Raw genomic sequence first — 16839 nt, 5'->3', positions numbered from 1 at the left:
CGCCATGAGTGAGAACAACAAGAAGGTCGTCGTCTTCGACTACGGCTTCGGCAACGTCCGCTCCGCCGAGCGCGCCCTCGCCCACGTCGGCGCGGACGTCGAGATCACCCGCGACTACGACCGCGCGATGAACGCCGACGGGCTCCTCGTCCCCGGCGTCGGCGCCTTCTCCGCCTGCATGGACGGGCTGAAGCGGGCCCGCGGCGACTGGATCATCGGCCGCAGGCTCTCCGGCGGCCGCCCCGTGATGGGCATCTGCGTCGGGATGCAGATCCTGTTCGAGCGCGGCATCGAGCACGGCGTGGAGACCGAGGGCCTGGACGAGTGGCCCGGTACGGTCGGGCCCCTGAAGGCCGACGTCGTCCCGCACATGGGGTGGAACACCGTGGACGCCCCCGAGGACTCCCGGCTCTTCGCGGGCCTGGACCCCGAGGCCCGCTTCTACTTCGTGCACTCCTACGCGGCGCACGACTGGTCCCTCGAAGTCACCAACGCCAAGATCCGTGCCCCCAAGGTCACCTGGGCCACGCACGGCGAACGGTTCGTGGCCGCCGTCGAGAACGGCGCGCTGTGGGCCACCCAGTTCCACCCCGAGAAGTCCGGCGATGCCGGCGCCCAGCTGCTGACCAACTGGATCGAGACGCTGTAATGCCGAAGCTTGAACTGCTCCCCGCCGTCGACGTCCGCGACGGCCAGGCCGTCCGCCTCGTGCACGGCGAGTCCGGCTCCGAGACCTCCTACGGCTCCCCGCTGGAGGCCGCCCTCGCCTGGCAGAGCGCCGGTGCCGAGTGGCTGCACCTCGTCGACCTGGACGCCGCCTTCGGCACCGGTGACAACCGGGACCTGATCGCCGAGGTCGCCGGGGCCATGGACATCAAGGTGGAGCTCTCCGGCGGCATCCGGGACGACGCCTCGCTGGAGGCCGCCCTCGCCACCGGCTGCCGCCGCGTCAACCTCGGCACCGCCGCCCTGGAGACCCCGGAGTGGGTCGCCAAGGTCATCGCCGAGCACGGCGACAAGATCGCCGTCGGCCTCGACGTGCGGGGCACCACCCTGCGCGGCCGCGGCTGGACCCGTGACGGCGGCGACCTCTACGAGACGCTCGCCCGCCTCGACGCCGAGGGCTGCGCGCGGTACGTCGTCACCGACATCGCCAAGGACGGCACCCTCCAGGGCCCGAACCTGGGCCTGCTCCGGGACGTCTGCGCCGTCACCGACCGCCCGATCGTCGCCTCCGGCGGCGTCTCCTCGCTCGCCGACCTCCGCGCGATCTCCCTCCTCGTCCCCGAAGGCGTCGAGGGCGCCATCGTCGGCAAGGCGCTGTACGCGAAGGAGTTCACGCTGGAAGAGGCGCTCAAGGCGGTCGCCGCATGACGGAGCCCACGGCTTCGGCCTCCGTACGCCGGATCTCCACCGGCGCCCCCTGGGAGGACAAGTTCGGCTACTCCCGTGCGGTCGAACTCCCCAACGGCCTCGTCCTGGTGGCCGGCTGCACCTCCGTGGTGAACGGCCAGATCTCCGCGGGCTCCCCCTACGAGCAGGCCATCACCTCCTTCGACGTCGCCTTCGCGGCGCTGGAGCAGGTCGGCCTCACCCGTGAGGACGTCGTCCGCACCCGGATGTACATCACCCACGCCCGGGACGTGGACGACATCGGCCGCGCCCACAAGGAGCTGTTCGACGCCGTACGCCCCGCCGCCTCCATGATCATCGTGTCCGGGTTCGTCGACCCGAGCCTGGTCGTCGAAGTCGAGGTCGAGGCCTACCGAGGAGGCGCGAAGTGACTCTCGCCGTACGCGTCATCCCCTGCCTGGACGTCGACAACGGCCGGGTCGTCAAGGGCGTCAACTTCCAGAACCTGCGGGACGCGGGCGACCCCGTCGAGATGGCCAAGCTGTACGACGCCGAGGGCGCCGACGAACTGACCTTCCTCGACATCACCGCCTCCAGCGGCGACCGCGAGACCACGTACGACGTGGTCCGCCGCACCGCCGAGCAGGTCTTCATCCCGCTCACCGTCGGCGGCGGCGTCCGCACCCCCGACGACGTGGACAAGCTGCTGCGCGCCGGGGCGGACAAGGTCGGCGTCAACACCGCCGCCATCGCCCGCCCCGACCTCATCCGCGAGATCGCCGAGCGCTTCGGCCGCCAGGTCCTGGTGCTCTCCGTCGACGCCCGCCGCACCCCGGAGGGCACCTTCGAGGTCACCACCCACGGCGGCCGCAAGGGCACCGGCATCGACGCCGTCGAGTGGGCCCACCGGGCCGCCGAGCTGGGCGCGGGCGAGATCCTGCTCAACTCGATGGACGCGGACGGCACCAAGGACGGCTACGACACGGAGATGATCGAGGCGGTCCGCAAGCACGTCACCGTCCCCGTCATCGCCTCCGGCGGCGCGGGCCGCCTCGCGGACTTCGCCCCGGCGATCGAGGCGGGCGCGGACGCGGTGCTCGCCGCGTCGGTGTTCCACTTCGGCGACCTGCGGATCTCCCAGGTCAAGGACGCGCTGCGGGAAGCGGGTCACCCGGTCCGCTGAGGCAGGTGACCTCTTCCGGCGGTATCACCGGTGCGCCAAGACCGGTGATACCGCCGATGCGTGTGTACGGGCCGCACCGTGAGAGTGGCGACCGCCGACGAACGACGACGGCAGCCACGCGGTGCACCCGACAGCCCCCGGACGACGGGCTCGTGGGCCTCGCGTGGTGTGGTTCCCGCCACCACCGAGAGGAATCCCCCCGTGCAGCAGCACCTCCTCCCCTCACGCCAGCACCCCCCGCGCCCGAGCCGCTCCCGTACGCTGACGGGCCTGCTGGCCTCCGCCGCGGCCACCGCCGGTCTCCTGCTGACCGCCCTGGCACCCGGCGCCCAGGCCGTCGCCGCCAACCCCTACGAGCGCGGCCCGGCCCCCACCAACGCCTCCATCGAGGCGAGCCGCGGCTCGTACGCCACCTCCCAGACCTCCGTCTCCTCGCTCGTCGCGAGCGGATTCGGCGGCGGCACGATCTACTACCCGACCTCCACCGCCGACGGCACCTTCGGCGCGGTCGTCATCTCGCCCGGCTTCACCGCCTACCAGTCCTCCATCGCCTGGCTCGGGCCGCGCCTGGCCTCGCAGGGCTTCGTGGTCTTCACCATCGACACCAACACCACCCTCGACCAGCCCGACAGCAGAGGCCGCCAACTCCTCTCCGCGCTGGACTACCTGACCCAGCGCAGCTCGGTACGGACCCGGGTCGACGCGACCCGGCTCGGTGTGATGGGCCACTCGATGGGCGGCGGTGGCTCCCTCGAAGCCGCCAAGAGCCGTACGTCGCTGAAGGCGGCGATCCCGCTGACCGGCTGGAACACCGACAAGACGTGGCCCGAACTGCGTACGCCCACCCTGGTGGTGGGGGCGGACGGCGACACGGTCGCCCCGGTCGCCACGCACTCGAAGCCGTTCTACGAGTCGCTGCCCGGCTCGCTGGACAAGGCGTATCTGGAGCTGCGCGGCGCCTCGCACTTCACGCCGAACTCGTCCGACACCACGATCGCGAAGTACAGCCTTTCGTGGCTGAAGCGCTTCATCGACAACGACACCCGCTACGAGCAGTTCCTCTGCCCGATCCCACGGCCGAGCCTGACCATCGCGGAGTACCGGGGCAACTGCCCGCACACCTTGTAGAACCGGCGTAGCCGGCGCGGAACCGGCCCTCCGGCGGCTCCGGCACTGTGCCCGCGCACAGCGCCGGAGCCGTCCGGCTAGGAGCCCGCACCGCCCCGGCCGGGCCGCCGGACGCGCACCTTCCGCCTCCGCCCGCACGGTCCTACCGTGCCGAACGTGACCTCATCGACGACCGTCCACAGTCCGCTCCGGCTGTACGGCCGCAGCGGTGAACTCGCCATCCTGGAGGGCCTGCTGGCCCGGCTCCGGCAGGGCGACGGCGGCGCCCTCGTCCTGGCGGCACCGCCCGGACTCGGCCGCACGGCGCTGCTGCGCGAGGCGGCCGCCGCGCACCGCCCCCGGGGCCCGGTGCTGTACGCCACCGCCGCCCCCGCCGAACGCGCCCTGCCCCACAGCGGACTGCACGCCCTGCTCTGCTCGGCCCCTCTCACCCGGCCCACCCCGGAGTCGCTGCTCGCCCGCCTGCGCGAACTGGGCGCCGCCCGCCCGCTGCTGGTCTGCGCCGACGACGCCCACGCCTGGGACCCGGCCTCCCGCACCGCCCTCGGCTTCGCGGCCCGCAGACTCGGCGCGGACAGCCGTGTCGCCGTCCTGATCACGGCAGACGACGGCCCCGCCTTCACCGGCCTGCCCACACTCCGCCTCGGCCCGTTGGACGAGAACGCGTCGTCAGCGCTGCTGGACCGGCTTACGGGGGGTGGGGAGGGGGGCGTCCGGGGTGCGGGGGTTTCCGGTGGTGTGGAAGGCCCCGGTCGTGGTGGGGGGTTCGCCGGTGGTAGGGCGGGCCTTGTCCGGGGTGCGGGGGTTTCCGGTGGTGTGGAAGGCCCCGGTCGTGGTGGGGGGTTCGCCGGTGGTACGGAGGGCCTTGCCCGGGGTGCGGGGATGCCCGACGGCGTGGAGGTCCCCGGTCGTCCCCCGCAACGACTTTCCGGCGTTACGGGGGGACTCGACCCGGTCGTCCGCGCCGAGCTCCTCCGGGAGGCGGCCGGCAACCCCCGCCTCCTCACCGGGCTCACCGCCCGCCTCACCCCGGACCAGCTCGCCGGGCGGACCCCGCTGCCCTGCCCGTTGCCCGGCGCAGAGGGCGTGCTGGCCGCGCACGCGGACCGCCTCGACGGGCTCCCGGCGCACACCCGGGCGCTGCTCCTGCTGGCGGCCGCAGCCCAGGAGCACGAGCCCGCCGGCGCGGGGGCGGACGCCTTGCTCCTGCTGCGCGCCGGCACCCGGACCGGGCTGCCCCGGGACTTCCTGGACGGCGTCCTGTTCGGTTCGGCCGCCACCCAGGGGTTCCTCCAACGGGCGGGCAGCCGGGTCCACTTCAGCCACCCGCTGTTCGCCCGCGCGGTCCTGCACCACGCCCCACCCGCCCACCGCCGCGCCACCCACGAGCTGCTGGCGGCCCTGCTGGCGGAGACCGGCGACCGGACCACCGCCCCTGCCGCGTCGGCGTCTTCCGGTGGCCGCCCTGCCTCGCCGGGGGCGCCGGTGCGCTCCGGCGACGGGCCCGACCCGATGATGCACTCCGGCGCCCGCACCGCCTCGTCAACCCGGTCGGCGCACTCCGGCGCCCGCACCGGCTCGCCGGACGCGACGGCGCACCCCGGCGACCGCCCGGCCCCGTCGCCCACCCCGGCGGCCGCTGCCGGTGGCCGGGCCGCCGCGTCGGCGCTGTCGTCGCCGCCTCCCGGCGACCGCCCCGCCCCGCTCGCCTCCCTCGTCCAGCTGGCCTGTGCCGCCCCCGGCCCGGACATGGGGCTCGCCGCCCGGCTGGAGGCCGCCGCGACCGCCCCGTACCCGCATGCCGAGCGTTCCTCGGCCCTGGCCCGCGCCGCCGCGCTCACCACCGATCAGCCCCTGCGCTCGGCCCGGTTCGCCGCGGCGGCCGAGCAGGCGGCCCTCGCCGGGGACCCGGGACGGGCCCGCGCCCTGCTGGCCCGCACCGGGGCGGCGGGGGAGCAGGCCGCCGCGCCCCGCCACGGGCTCGCCCCCTACGTCCACGGCCTGCTCGCCCTGCGTTCCGGGCCCGCAGCCGATGCCCACGCGGCCCTCCTCGCCGCGGCCGCGCTCCTCGGGCCGTACGACCCCGGGCGGGCCCTCGACGCCCTCCTCGGTGCGGCCGAGGCGGCCTGGGTGATGGGGGACGCGGCCTGTTACCTGGAGGCCATGGGCCGCATCGACCCGGCCCCGTACGACCGTGCGTTCGCCGCCTACCGGGCCGGGATGTGCGCGGTGCTCGCCGGAAGCGCCGAGGCGGGGCATGCGCTGCTCCGCCAGTGCCTGCACCCGGCGGACCCCGCAGACCCGGCGGACCCAGCGGAACCGGTGAGCCGAGCCGCCCCCGCAACCGCCCCCGCCGCCCTCCTCCGTGCCGGGGTTGCCGCCCTCGTCCTCGGGGAGGTCGCCACCGCCTGCCGGACCGGGGCGCGGGCGCTCGCCGCCGTACGGACCAGTGGGCCCGACGCGCTGCTGCCGCAGGCCCTGGAGCACCTGGCCTACGCCGAGCTGCGGGCCGGGCTCCACGCGGGGGCCCGCGCCCATGCCCTGGAGGGGCTGCACGCCGCACGCCGTACCGGGCAGCCCAACAGCGCCGTCCACCTCCACGCCGCCCTGGCCCTCGCCGCCTCCGTGGAGGGGCCCGCCGAGGCCTGCGCCGCCCACTGCGACGCCGCGCTCGCCGGGGCCGGGCCGCACGGGCTGGCCCAGCCCGCGACCCTCGCCACCTGGGCCAGGGCGCGGGCCGACCTCGCCGCCGGACGCTCCGATGAGGCGGCCGCCCGGCTCGGCCCGCTGGTGCGCCCCGGCCCCCGGCAGGGCCACTTCGCCGCCCGGATGCTCGCCGTGCCCTGCTACATCGAGGCCGCCGTCCTCGCGGGACGGGCAGCCGCGGAGGCCGGCGAACTCCGCGCCGCCGTCGCCGAGTTCGCCGGGTGGACCGCCCGCACCGCCGACCCGCAGGCCCCCGCCCAACTCGCCCGCTGCCAGGCCCTGCTGGCCACCGCCGACGAGGCCGACGCCCGGTACGCGCAGGCCCTGGCCCACCACGAACGGGCGGGCGGCGACTTCGAACGGGCCCGCACCCAGCTCCTGTACGGGCAGTGGCTCCGCCGCCGACGGCGTACCCGCGAGGCCCGCACCCCGCTGCGCGACGCCCTCGTCGCCTTCCAGCGCTGCTCGGCCCGCGCCTGGGCGGAGCGGGCGGCCGGCGAGTTACGGGCGGCGGGGGAGCACGGCCCGTCGGTGCGGCCCGCGACGGACGGGGCGCTCGCCGCGCTCACCCCGCAGCAGCAGCGCATCGCCCGCTGCGTCGCCGAAGGGGCCACCAACCGCGAGGTCGCGCTCCGCCTCTCGCTCAGCCCGCGCACGGTCGACCACCACCTCCGCAACGTCTTCGCCGCCCTCGGCATCCGCTCCCGCACCGAGCTGGCCCGCCTGCTGGGCCCCTGAGCCCCGTCCCCGATGGCCGCGGGGTTGCGAGACCGTGATGACAAAGTTCCGCGCAGACCCCTAGGTACCGACCGGGCGGTATGCCATTCTGCGGGCGTCAGGATCATTCGGCTGTGCTCGTGCCCTGCCGGGCCGGGTGCTCCGAGCCGGCCGATCGCGCAGCCGGCCGATTCCCGGTGGAGGCCGCCATGCCACAGGTCGTACGTTCGCGGATCGCGGTGCTTCAGGGCACCCACCCCGTGTCGCCGTTGCCCCAGCGCCTGCGTTCCCTGGCCGACCGCGAAGCCGTCGAGGTGCTGCACCGGGCCGCCCGGGTCCTCGTGGCCTCGCTCCCGGTCCTCACCGACCGGCTCGTCGACGCCCTGTACGAACAGGAACCCGGCTACCGGGCGGCGATCGACTCCGACCGGGCCGAGGTCTGGCAGGAGGTCCACCACTCGCTGCGGCACAACGTCGGCTCGCTGATCCAGCCCCGGGAGTACCGCGAGGCCGCCCATCGCACCTCCCGCCGGATCGGCGAGATCCGCGCCGAACAGGGCGTCCCCCTCGACGCCGTCCTGCACGCCTTCCGGATGGGCGGCGCGATGGTCTGGCAGGACCTGGTGGACGAGACGGCCCGCCGCGACCCCGACGACGTACGGCTGCTCGTCCATGTCGCCGCCGATGTGTGGAACTTCGTCGACGAGCACTGCCGCATCGTCGGCGACGCCTACCGGCAGGCCGAGCGGCGGCTCTCCTGGCGGCGCGAGAACCAGCAGCGGCTGATGATCGCGGCGCTGCTGGACGGGACCGCGCGCATCGCGGACCTCTGCGAGGCGGCGGCCATGCTGGGACTGCCGGAGCAGGGACGGTACGCCGTACTCGCGGTGGCCTCCGCCCCGCGCGGACCCCAGCAGCCGGGCCCCGCCCGGCTATCCCTGAACCTGCCGACGGCCGCGCTGTCCCCGGGCGAGGCGCCGGACACCGCTCCGGACACCGCTCCGGGCCAGGCCCCGGACGGGCGGGCGGGATCGGACGGTCGGAACGGACCGGACGGGCACTTGCGCACCGCCCGGGGCCCGGGACGGGACGGCCGCCCGCACGCGATTCCGAGTCCGGCAGCGACCGGCCGCCCGCACGCGACCCCGAGTCCGGCAGCCACCGGGCGCCCGCAAGAGGTCCCGACCCCGGCACCGGACGGGCGCCCGCACCCGGCCCCCACCCCCGCCCCCCTCTGGCACACCGGCCCCGACGCCGAGTTCGCGATCCTCCGGCTCACCGGCGAAACGGGCGACCCCGACGAGCTGCGCGCCATCGCCGCGGCCCTGGGCGCCCCCGCCGGCACCCGGGCCGGGATCGGCTCGCCCGTGGACGGGCTGGCCGCGCTCGGGGACGCCCGGCGGCTGGCGGAGACCGCGCTGCGCGCCTGCCCGGCCTCCGGGGGCACGGTCCTGCTGGACGAGCACCTCCCGGACGCCCTCGTCGTCTCCTCCCCGGCCCTCGGCTCCGCCCTCGCCGACCGGGTGCTGGGCCCGCTGGACCGGCTGGACCCCTCGGACCGGGACGTCATCGTGGAGACCCTGACGGCCTGGCTGGACGCGGACGGCTCGGCGCAGCGGGCGGGCGCGCGGCTCTACTGCCACCGCAACACCGTCCTCAACCGGCTGCGCCGCTTCGAACAGCTCACCGGCCGCTGTCTGACCCGCCCCCGGGACGCCGTCGAGGTCTCCCTCGCCCTGGCGGCCCGGCGGCTCCTCGGGTCGTAGGGCCTACATCCCCAGCGCGGCCCGGTGCAGCCGGTCCACCGCGTCCTTCTCGCCCTCCACCTGCACATCCGCCGCGTCCTGCCGGCCGAACGCGAACAGCAGCAGCTCCGAGGGCTCCCCGGTCACCGTCACCACCGGGGCGCCCTTGTGGGCCACCGCCGTCCGGCCGTCCGGGCGGCGCAGCACCAGCCCCACCGGGGACTTGCGCCCCAGCACCCGGGAGGTCTTCTCGACGTTGGACCAGAGCACATCGGCGAAGACCGGGTCCAGCTCGCGCCGCGACCAGTCCGGCTGGGCCCGGCGTACGTCCTCCGTGTGGACGAAGAACTCCACCGTGTTCGCCGCCTCGTCGATCTGCTTGAGGGACATCGGCGAGAACCGGGGCGGTCCCGTACGGATCAGCTGGATCAGCTCCTCGTACGGCTTCGCCGCGAACTCGCCCTGCACCCGCTCCAGCCGGTTCTTCAGGGCGGAGATCACCAGCCCGCCCGCCGCGTCGGCGCGGCGCTCACGGACCACCACATGGGCGGCCAGATCACGGGTCTTCCAGCCTTCGCACAGGGTCGGTGCCTCGGGACCGGCCGCTTCCAACAGATCGGCGAGCAGAAGACGTTCACGCTTCGCATGGGTCGACATGCCCGCCAGCGTACGACCGTCACCCGGGGTCCGCCCAGTGGACGTCCGCCCGGGAAGCCCCCGCCACCACGGCACAATGGGCCCATGACCAGCAGCACGCCCGGCCCCACACCCCCCGCCAGCAGCCTCGACCCCGCCATCGCCGCGCGCCTCAAGCGCGGCGCCGACGGCCTGGTCCCGGCCATCGCCCAGCAGTACGACACCGGCGAGGTGCTGATGCTCGGCTGGATGGACGACGAGGCGCTGCACCGCACCCTCACCACCGGCCGCTGCACCTACTGGTCGCGCAGCCGCCAGGAGTACTGGGTCAAGGGCGACACCTCCGGCCACATCCAGCGGGTGAAGTCCGTCGCCCTGGACTGCGACGCCGACACCGTGCTGGTCAAGGTCGACCAGACGGGCGCCGCCTGCCACACCGGCGACCGCACCTGCTTCGACGCCGACGTCCTCACCCTCATCGACAGCTAAGGTCCGGCCATGGATCTCGACACCTTCCGCAAGCTGGCCGTCGACCGGCGCGTCGTCCCCGTCAGCCGCCGCCTCCTCGCGGACGGCGACACCCCGGTCGGCCTCTACCGCAAGCTCGCCGCCGAGCGCCCCGGCACCTTCCTGCTGGAGTCCGCGGAGAACGGCCGCACCTGGTCGCGCTACTCCTTCATCGGCGTACGCAGCGACGCCACCCTCACCGCCCGCGACGGCGCGGCCCACTGGCTCGGCACCCCGCCCGTCGGCGTCCCCGTCGGCGGCGACCCGCTGGACGCCCTGCGCGCCACCGTCGAGACCCTCCACACCCCCCGCGACCTGGTGAGCGACGCGGGGCTGCCGCCCTTCACCGGCGGCATGGTCGGCTACCTCGGCTACGACGTCGTCCGCCGCCTGGAGAAGATCGGCGAGCACGGCGGCGACGACCTGAAGCTCCCCGAGCTGACCATGCTCCTCACCTCGGACCTCGCCGTCCTCGACCACCAGAACGGCACGGTCCTGCTGATCGCCAACGCGATCAACCACAACGACCTCTCCACCGGCGTCGACGAGGCGTACGCGGACGCCGTCGCCCGCCTCGACGCCATGGAGCAGGACCTGCGCCGCCCGGTCGAGAACGCCCCGGCCGTCCTGCCCCCGTCCGAGCTGCCCCCGTACACCGCGCTCTGGGGCGGCGAGGCCTACCAGGAGGCCGTCGAGGACATCAAGGAGCGCATCCGGGCGGGCGAGGCCTTCCAGGTCGTCCCCTCCCAGCGCTTCGAGACCCCGTGCACCGCGAGCGCCCTGGACGTCTACCGGGTGCTGCGGGCCACCAACCCGTCCCCGTACATGTACCTCTTCCGCTTCGACGGGTTCGACGTCGTCGGCTCCAGCCCCGAGGCCCTGGTCAAGGTCGAGGACGGACGGGCCATGGTCCACCCGATCGCCGGGACCCGGCACCGCGGCGCCACCCCGCAGGAGGACCAGGCGCTCGCCGAGGAGCTGCTCGCCGACCCCAAGGAGCGCGCCGAGCACCTGATGCTCGTCGACCTCGGCCGCAACGACCTGGGCCGCGTCTGCGAACCGGGCAGCGTGGAGGTCGTCGACTTCATGTCGATCGAGCGGTACTCCCACGTCATGCACATCGTCTCCACCGTCACCGGCCGCGTCACCGAGGACCGCACCGCCTTCGACGTCCTCACCGCCTGCTTCCCCGCCGGCACCCTCTCCGGCGCCCCCAAGCCGCGCGCCATGCAGATCATCGAGGAGCTGGAGCCGAGCCGACGCGGACTGTACGGGGGCTGCGTCGGCTACCTCGACTTCGCCGGGGACTCCGACACCGCCATCGCCATCCGCACCGCGCTGCTGCGCGACGGTACGGCGTACGTGCAGGCGGGCGCCGGGGTCGTCGCGGACTCGGACCCGGTGGCGGAGGACACCGAGTGCCGCAACAAGGCCGCCGCCGTCCTGCGCGCCGTCCATACGGCCAACCGGCTCCACGACCGCTGACGCCGTAAGGGATAGTGGACGACGTGAGTGCTGTCCCCGTACCCCAGCCCCGTGCCCGAACCGCCGACGACGCACCCGACGCGTCTTCCGGAGCCGCGCCCGACTCCTCGGGCAGCCGCCGGTCGCTCGCCCTCGCGCTGCTCCTGGGTGCGGCCGGTGCGACCGTCGTCCTCCTGGCCTCCGGCCAGATCTGGGCCGAGGGCCGGGCGGCCACCGGCGGCGGCGCCCTGCCGCTGACCGCCGACGGCCAGGACATCACCGGGGCCCCGGCCGCCCTGGCGATCGTCGGCCTGGCCGCCCTCGTCGCCGTCTTCGCCGTCCGCGGCGCGGGCCGCCGTATCGTCGCCGCCCTCCTCGCCCTCAGCGGCCTCGGTGCCGCGCTCAGCGCCTGGGCGGGCGCCTCCGACAGCACGGCCCTCGACGAGGAGGCCGCCCGCACCACCGGTGACGCGGCGGCCACCATCGACGCCCTCACCCACACCGCCTGGCCCTATGTCACCGCCGCCGGGGGCGTGCTGATCCTGCTCGCCGGGCTGCTCGCCCTCCGTTTCGGCAACCGCTGGCCCACGATGTCGGGCCGGTACGAGCGCGACGGCACCCCGCGCCCCCGCAAGGCGCCCCGCACCGCCCCGGACCCGGACCGGCCCGAGGAGCTGTGGAAGGCGCTGGACCGGGGCGAGGACCCGACGGGCTAGACACTCCCGAGGGGTGACCCCCCGCTCACCTCCGGTGGCCCCGTGCGGGACAATGGAGGCGAGCCGTCCCCCGAGCGACAGCTACAGCGACACCCACTGCGCAACATCAACGAGGAGCAACTCATGGCGGGCACGAGCCACGGACACACCCCGGCCGCCTGGACCGGTGTCATCATCTCCTTCATCGGCTTCTGCGTCGCAGGCGTCTTCATGGTCGCGGCCAACCCGCTCGGCTTCTGGGCCGGTATCGCCGTCATCTTCGCCGGTGGCATCGTCGGTTACGCCATGAAGCTGGCCGGTCTCGGCATGCCGAAGGAGTCCTCCGAGCTGGCGGAGGCCCGGGCGCGCGCCGGAGAGGCGCAGGTCTCCCACTGACCCGCGCGGCCGACACGCAGCGAGGCGCAGCCCCGGGTGGGCTGCGCCTTTCCGTATGACCGGGGACAATCACCGGGTGGACGCCACCCCGACCCCGAACCCGAACCGTGAAGCCGAGCCCGAGGGCGTCGGCCCCTGGAACATGCCCCTGACGGTCTGCCCGACCCCGGACATGGCCCGGCCCACCACTTCAGCCCACCCTGTGTCCGTGGACGAGACCCTCGCCACTCCAGCCCGCCCGGCCTCGGGGGACGAGCTCCTGGCCACTCCAGCCCGTCCGGGCTCCGGGGACGAGACCCTCGCCACTCCAGCCCGTCCGGCGTTCGAGGACGGAACCCTTGCGGGGGTGGGCCCGGAGTTCACAGGCCCCTCGGGCGAGGAACCCTCGCAGGTAGCGGCCCCCCAAGGCCCCGGTTCCGTCCTCGAACGCCGGACGGGCTGGGTAGGGGCGCACGACCCCGTCCGCAAGCCCTCGCCGGGTCGGCTGAGGCGCCTCGCCACCCCCCTCGGCATCCTCGCCACCGTCACCGCCGCCTTCGCCTACGTCGGCACCGTCGACCCCAACGAGCCCGGCCACTACCCCGTCTGCCCCCTGCTCAAGATCACCGGCGCCTTCTGCCCCGGCTGCGGCGGCCTCCGCAGCGCCCACGCCTTCATCCACGGCGACCTCGGCGCCGCGTTCTCCTCCAACGCGCTCGCCACCACCGGCTACTTCCTCTTCGCCGCCGTCTGGGTCCTGTGGCTGGTCCGGGCCTGGCGCGGACAGCCGCTGCGGATCGCGCTTGCCCCCGCCTGGTGGTGGGGCATCGGCGCCCTGCTCCTGATCTTCACCGTGGTCCGGAATCTGCCGTTCGGCTCGGCGCTGGCGCCCTGAATGCCCAGGTAGTGGGACGCGGCGTGGCCGGATGCGGGCCCCGGGGCCTCCTGCGGATACCATCGGTATGGCTGATCCTGTTCACCGTCAACCGTTCCGGAAGGGGGCCGCTCGCGTGAGTGTGCTCGACGAGATCATCGACGGCGTTCGCGCCGACCTCGCGGAGCGGCAGGCGCGCGTCAGCCTCGACGAGCTGAAGGAGCGCGCGGCGCGTGCTCCCCAGGCGAAGGACGGAGTCGCCGCCCTGCGCGGCGAGGGCGTCACCGTCATCTGCGAGGTCAAGCGCTCGTCCCCGTCCAAGGGGGCCCTTGCCGCCATCGCGGACCCCGCCGCGCTCGCCGCGGACTACGAGGCCGGTGGCGCGTCCGTCATCTCGGTCCTCACCGAGGAGCGCCGCTTCGGCGGTTCGCTCGCCGACCTGGAGGCCGTCCGCGCCAAGGTCGACACCCCGATCCTGCGCAAGGACTTCATCGTCACCTCGTACCAGCTGTGGGAGGCCCGGGCGTACGGCGCCGACCTCGCCCTGCTGATCGTCGCCGCCCTCGACCAGGAGGCCCTGGTCTCCCTGATCGAGAGGGCCGAGTCGATCGGGCTCACCCCGATCGTCGAGGCGCACGACGAGGAGGAGGCGGAGCGCGCCGTGGACGCCGGAGCGAAGATCATCGGTGTCAACGCGCGCAACCTGAAGGACCTCAAGGTCGACCGCTCCACCTTCGAGCGCGTCGCCCCCGAGATCCCCGACCACATCGTCAAGGTCGCCGAGTCCGGCGTCCGGGGCCCGCACGACCTGATCGCGTACGCCAACGCCGGCGCCGACGCCGTCCTGGTCGGCGAGTCCCTGGTCACCGGCCGCGACCCGCGCGCCGCCGTCGCCGACCTGGTGGCCGCCGGCGCCCACCCGGCCCTCCGCCACGGCCGCGGCTGACCCGGGAGCCCCACGACCATGACCGACCGTCCCGCGCCCCGCACCCGGCCAGGCCTGCGCCCCGCCGGGGCCCCGGCCCGGGATCCGCACGCCCCGCTGGCGCGCGGGTGCAGGCCGCGAGGCTGCCGCGCCCCCGCCCGGCGCGTGCACGGACGGCGGGTGCGGTACGTGATCGGTGACGAGCCCGGCCAGGTGAACGGGATGCGATGGCGCCCGGGGTCCGCGCAGTAGCGAGCCCCGGCCGACGTACCGCAGTACCCACCCCCGTACGTACGACCGCACCACCCGACCGCACGCCGGTCCCGGTGGCGCTCGCTGCTCCGCGCATACGGTGAACCCACCCGTTGCCATGCATGCCGAGGAGCACGTCGCATGACGTCCGAATTCTTCATCCCGGACCCCGAGGGTCTGATCCCCAGCGCCGAGGGCTACTTCGGCGCGTACGGCGGCAAGTTCATCCCGGAGGCGCTCGTCGCCGCCGTGGACGAGGTCGCCGTCGAGTACGACAAGGCCAAGTCCGACCCGGCCTTCGCCGCCGAGCTCAACGAGCTGATGGTCAACTACACCGGCCGCCCCAGCGCGCTGACCGAGGTCCCGCGCTTCGCCGAACACGCGGGCGGCGCCCGGGTCTTCCTCAAGCGCGAGGACCTGAACCACACCGGCTCGCACAAGATCAACAACGTGCTGGGCCAGGCGCTGCTCACCAAGCGCATGGGCAAGACACGGGTCATCGCCGAGACCGGAGCCGGTCAGCACGGGGTCGCCACCGCGACCGCCTGCGCCCTCTTCGGCCTCGACTGCACCATCTACATGGGCGAGATCGACACCGAGCGCCAGGCGCTCAACGTGGCCCGGATGCGGATGCTCGGCGCCGAGGTCGTCGCCGTGAAGTCCGGCTCGCGGACCCTGAAGGACGCCATCAACGAGGCGTTCCGCGACTGGGTCGCCAACGTGGACCGTACGCACTACCTCTTCGGTACGGTCGCGGGTCCGCACCCCTTCCCCGCGATGGTCCGCGACTTCCACCGCGTCATCGGCGTCGAGGCCCGCCGCCAGCTCCTGGAGCGCACCGGCCGCCTCCCCGACGCGGCGGTCGCCTGTGTCGGCGGCGGCTCCAACGCCATCGGCCTCTTCCACGCCTTCATCCCGGACGCCGAGGTCCGCCTGGTCGGCTGCGAACCCGCCGGGCACGGCGTGGAGACCGGCGAGCACGCGGCGACCCTGACGGCCGGGGAGCCGGGCATCCTGCACGGGTCGCGCTCCTACGTCCTCCAGGACGACGAGGGCCAGATCACCGAGCCGTACTCCATCTCCGCCGGTCTGGACTACCCGGGCATCGGCCCCGAGCACTCCTACCTCAAGGACATCGGGCGCGGCGAGTACCGCGCGGTCACCGACGACGCCGCCATGCAGGCCCTGCGCCTGCTCTCCCGCACCGAGGGGATCATCCCGGCCATCGAGAGCGCCCACGCGCTCGCCGGTGCGCTGGACCTCGGCAAGGAGCTGGGCAAGGACGGGCTGATCCTCGTCAACCTCTCCGGCCGCGGCGACAAGGACATGGACACCGCCGCCCGCTACTTCGGGCTGTACGACACCGACGCCGCCGTCGAGGCGGACACCGACAGCGACCGTGCCGAGATCGAGGGGGACGCCAAGTGAGCGGCAACATCCAGCTGTTGAGCACCACCCTCGCCGCCGCCAGGGCGGAGGACCGGGCCGCGCTCATCGCCTACCTCCCGGCCGGCTTCCCGACCGTCGACGGCGGCATCGAGGCGGTCAAGGCCGTCGTCGCGGGCGGCGCCGACATCGTGGAGGTCGGGCTCCCGCACAGCGACCCGGTCCTCGACGGACCGGTCATCCAGACCGCCGACGACATCGCCCTGCGCGGCGGGGTCAAGATCGCCGACGTGATGCGTACGGTCCGCGAAGCGTACGAGGCCACCGGGGTCCCGATCCTGGTCATGACGTACTGGAACCCCATCGACCGCTACGGCGTGGAGCGCTTCACCGCCGAGCTGGCCGAGGCGGGCGGCGCCGGGTGCATCCTGCCCGACCTGCCGGTCCAGGAGTCGGCGCTGTGGCGCGAGCACGCCGAGAAGCACGGTCTCGCCACCGTGTTCGTCGTCGCCCCCAGCAGTCAGGACGCCCGTCTCGCCACCATCACGGCGGCGGGCAGCGGCTTCGTCTACGCCGCCTCCCTGATGGGCGTCACCGGCACCCGCGCCTCGGTCGGCGCCCAGGCCCAGGAGCTGGTGGGCCGCACCCGCGCCACCACCGACCTGCCGGTCTGCGTCGGCCTCGGGGTCTCCAACGCCGAGCAGGCCGCCGAGGTCGCCGGGTTCGCCGATGGCGTCATCGTCGGCTCGGCCTTCGTCAAGGCGATCCTGGACGCCCCCGACGAGGCCGCCGGTCTCGACGCCGTCCGCTCGCTGGCGGGGGAGCTGGCCCAGGGCGTCCGAAAGCGCTGACAGTCCGGCGCGTTCGAAAGCGGTGACCCTCGAAGTCACCTG

At 74.5% G+C, this 16839-nt stretch carries 17 protein-coding genes; 16 read left to right on the top strand and 1 reads right to left on the bottom strand.

Annotated elements, in window-relative coordinates:
- The first annotated feature begins 4 nt into the window (after positions 1–4).
- The 7 genes from hisH to GTY67_RS06795 all read left to right on the top strand — a co-directional run bounded on the left by hisH (position 5) and on the right by GTY67_RS06795 (position 8853).
- Positions 5–649, top strand: coding sequence for an imidazole glycerol phosphate synthase subunit HisH (gene hisH, locus GTY67_RS06825; RefSeq protein WP_093686686.1), 645 nt, complete (start codon positions 5–7; stop codon positions 647–649).
- Complete coding sequence (priA, locus tag GTY67_RS06820) at positions 649–1374, top strand: bifunctional 1-(5-phosphoribosyl)-5-((5-phosphoribosylamino)methylideneamino)imidazole-4-carboxamide isomerase/phosphoribosylanthranilate isomerase PriA (protein ID WP_093686687.1); 726 nt, start codon at positions 649–651, stop codon at positions 1372–1374. Before hisH ends, priA begins: the two co-directional genes overlap by 1 nt.
- Positions 1371–1784, top strand: a complete 414-nt coding sequence (locus GTY67_RS06815; protein ID WP_093686688.1) for a RidA family protein — start codon at positions 1371–1373, stop codon at positions 1782–1784. Before priA ends, GTY67_RS06815 begins: the two co-directional genes overlap by 4 nt.
- The gene (hisF, locus tag GTY67_RS06810) at positions 1781–2536 is read left to right on the top strand and encodes an imidazole glycerol phosphate synthase subunit HisF (protein ID WP_093686689.1); all 756 of its coding nucleotides are present in this window, start codon (positions 1781–1783) and stop codon (positions 2534–2536) included. Before GTY67_RS06815 ends, hisF begins: the two co-directional genes overlap by 4 nt.
- A 201-nt stretch (positions 2537–2737) precedes the next feature.
- Positions 2738–3664, top strand: coding sequence for an alpha/beta hydrolase (locus tag GTY67_RS06805; protein ID WP_161278097.1), 927 nt, complete (start codon positions 2738–2740; stop codon positions 3662–3664).
- Positions 3665–3820: 156 nt separating this feature from the next.
- Positions 3821–7108: a LuxR family transcriptional regulator gene (locus tag GTY67_RS06800; RefSeq protein ID WP_161278096.1), complete on the top strand. Its 3288-nt coding sequence runs from the start codon at positions 3821–3823 to the stop codon at positions 7106–7108.
- Positions 7109–7296: 188 nt separating this feature from the next.
- On the top strand, positions 7297–8853 hold the full coding sequence (locus GTY67_RS06795; protein ID WP_202461342.1) for a helix-turn-helix domain-containing protein: 1557 nt from the start codon (positions 7297–7299) through the stop codon (positions 8851–8853).
- Between the two features lie 3 nt (positions 8854–8856).
- On the opposite strand, the gene GTY67_RS06790 is transcribed toward GTY67_RS06795, so the two are convergent.
- On the bottom strand, positions 8857–9489 hold the full coding sequence (locus GTY67_RS06790; protein WP_161278094.1) for a TIGR03085 family metal-binding protein: 633 nt from the start codon (positions 9487–9489) through the stop codon (positions 8857–8859).
- An 84-nt stretch (positions 9490–9573) separates the two neighbouring features.
- On the opposite strand from GTY67_RS06790, the gene hisI reads away from it, so the two are divergent.
- The 9 genes from hisI to trpA all read left to right on the top strand — a co-directional run bounded on the left by hisI (position 9574) and on the right by trpA (position 16797).
- Complete coding sequence (hisI, locus tag GTY67_RS06785) at positions 9574–9957, top strand: phosphoribosyl-AMP cyclohydrolase (protein ID WP_161278093.1); 384 nt, start codon at positions 9574–9576, stop codon at positions 9955–9957.
- Between the two features lie 9 nt (positions 9958–9966).
- Positions 9967–11460: an anthranilate synthase component I gene (locus GTY67_RS06780; RefSeq protein WP_093692217.1), complete on the top strand. Its 1494-nt coding sequence runs from the start codon at positions 9967–9969 to the stop codon at positions 11458–11460.
- A 14-nt stretch (positions 11461–11474) separates the two neighbouring features.
- Positions 11475–12155, top strand: a complete 681-nt coding sequence (locus tag GTY67_RS06775; protein ID WP_161278092.1) for a TIGR02234 family membrane protein — start codon at positions 11475–11477, stop codon at positions 12153–12155.
- Between the two features lie 123 nt (positions 12156–12278).
- Positions 12279–12530: an HGxxPAAW family protein gene (locus GTY67_RS06770; protein WP_093692221.1), complete on the top strand. Its 252-nt coding sequence runs from the start codon at positions 12279–12281 to the stop codon at positions 12528–12530.
- A gap of 484 nt (positions 12531–13014) precedes the next feature.
- Entirely contained in the window at positions 13015–13404 is a 390-nt protein-coding gene (locus tag GTY67_RS06765) for a DUF2752 domain-containing protein (protein WP_202461777.1), read from the top strand.
- A 115-nt stretch (positions 13405–13519) separates the two neighbouring features.
- Positions 13520–14329: an indole-3-glycerol phosphate synthase TrpC gene (trpC, locus tag GTY67_RS06760; RefSeq protein WP_030805722.1), complete on the top strand. Its 810-nt coding sequence runs from the start codon at positions 13520–13522 to the stop codon at positions 14327–14329.
- A gap of 18 nt (positions 14330–14347) precedes the next feature.
- Entirely contained in the window at positions 14348–14560 is a 213-nt protein-coding gene (locus tag GTY67_RS34800; protein WP_161278091.1) for a tryptophan synthase subunit(beta), read from the top strand.
- Positions 14561–14701: 141 nt separating this feature from the next.
- A complete protein-coding gene (trpB, locus tag GTY67_RS06750) occupies positions 14702–15988 on the top strand; it encodes a tryptophan synthase subunit beta (RefSeq protein ID WP_161278090.1) in 1287 nt (428 codons plus the stop codon).
- Positions 15985–16797 (top strand): tryptophan synthase subunit alpha, encoded by an 813-nt coding sequence (trpA, locus tag GTY67_RS06745; RefSeq protein ID WP_161278089.1) that lies wholly within the window; start codon positions 15985–15987, stop codon positions 16795–16797. The genes trpB and trpA overlap by 4 nt, the downstream gene beginning before the upstream one ends.
- The last annotated feature ends 42 nt before the right edge of the window (positions 16798–16839 follow it).

It is taken from the genome of Streptomyces sp. SID8374, from assembly GCF_009865135.1.
Classification (GTDB): Bacteria; Actinomycetota; Actinomycetes; order Streptomycetales; family Streptomycetaceae; genus Streptomyces.
The sequence above is the reverse complement of the archived record's forward strand: the minus strand, read 5'-3'. Positions and strand labels throughout refer to the sequence as shown.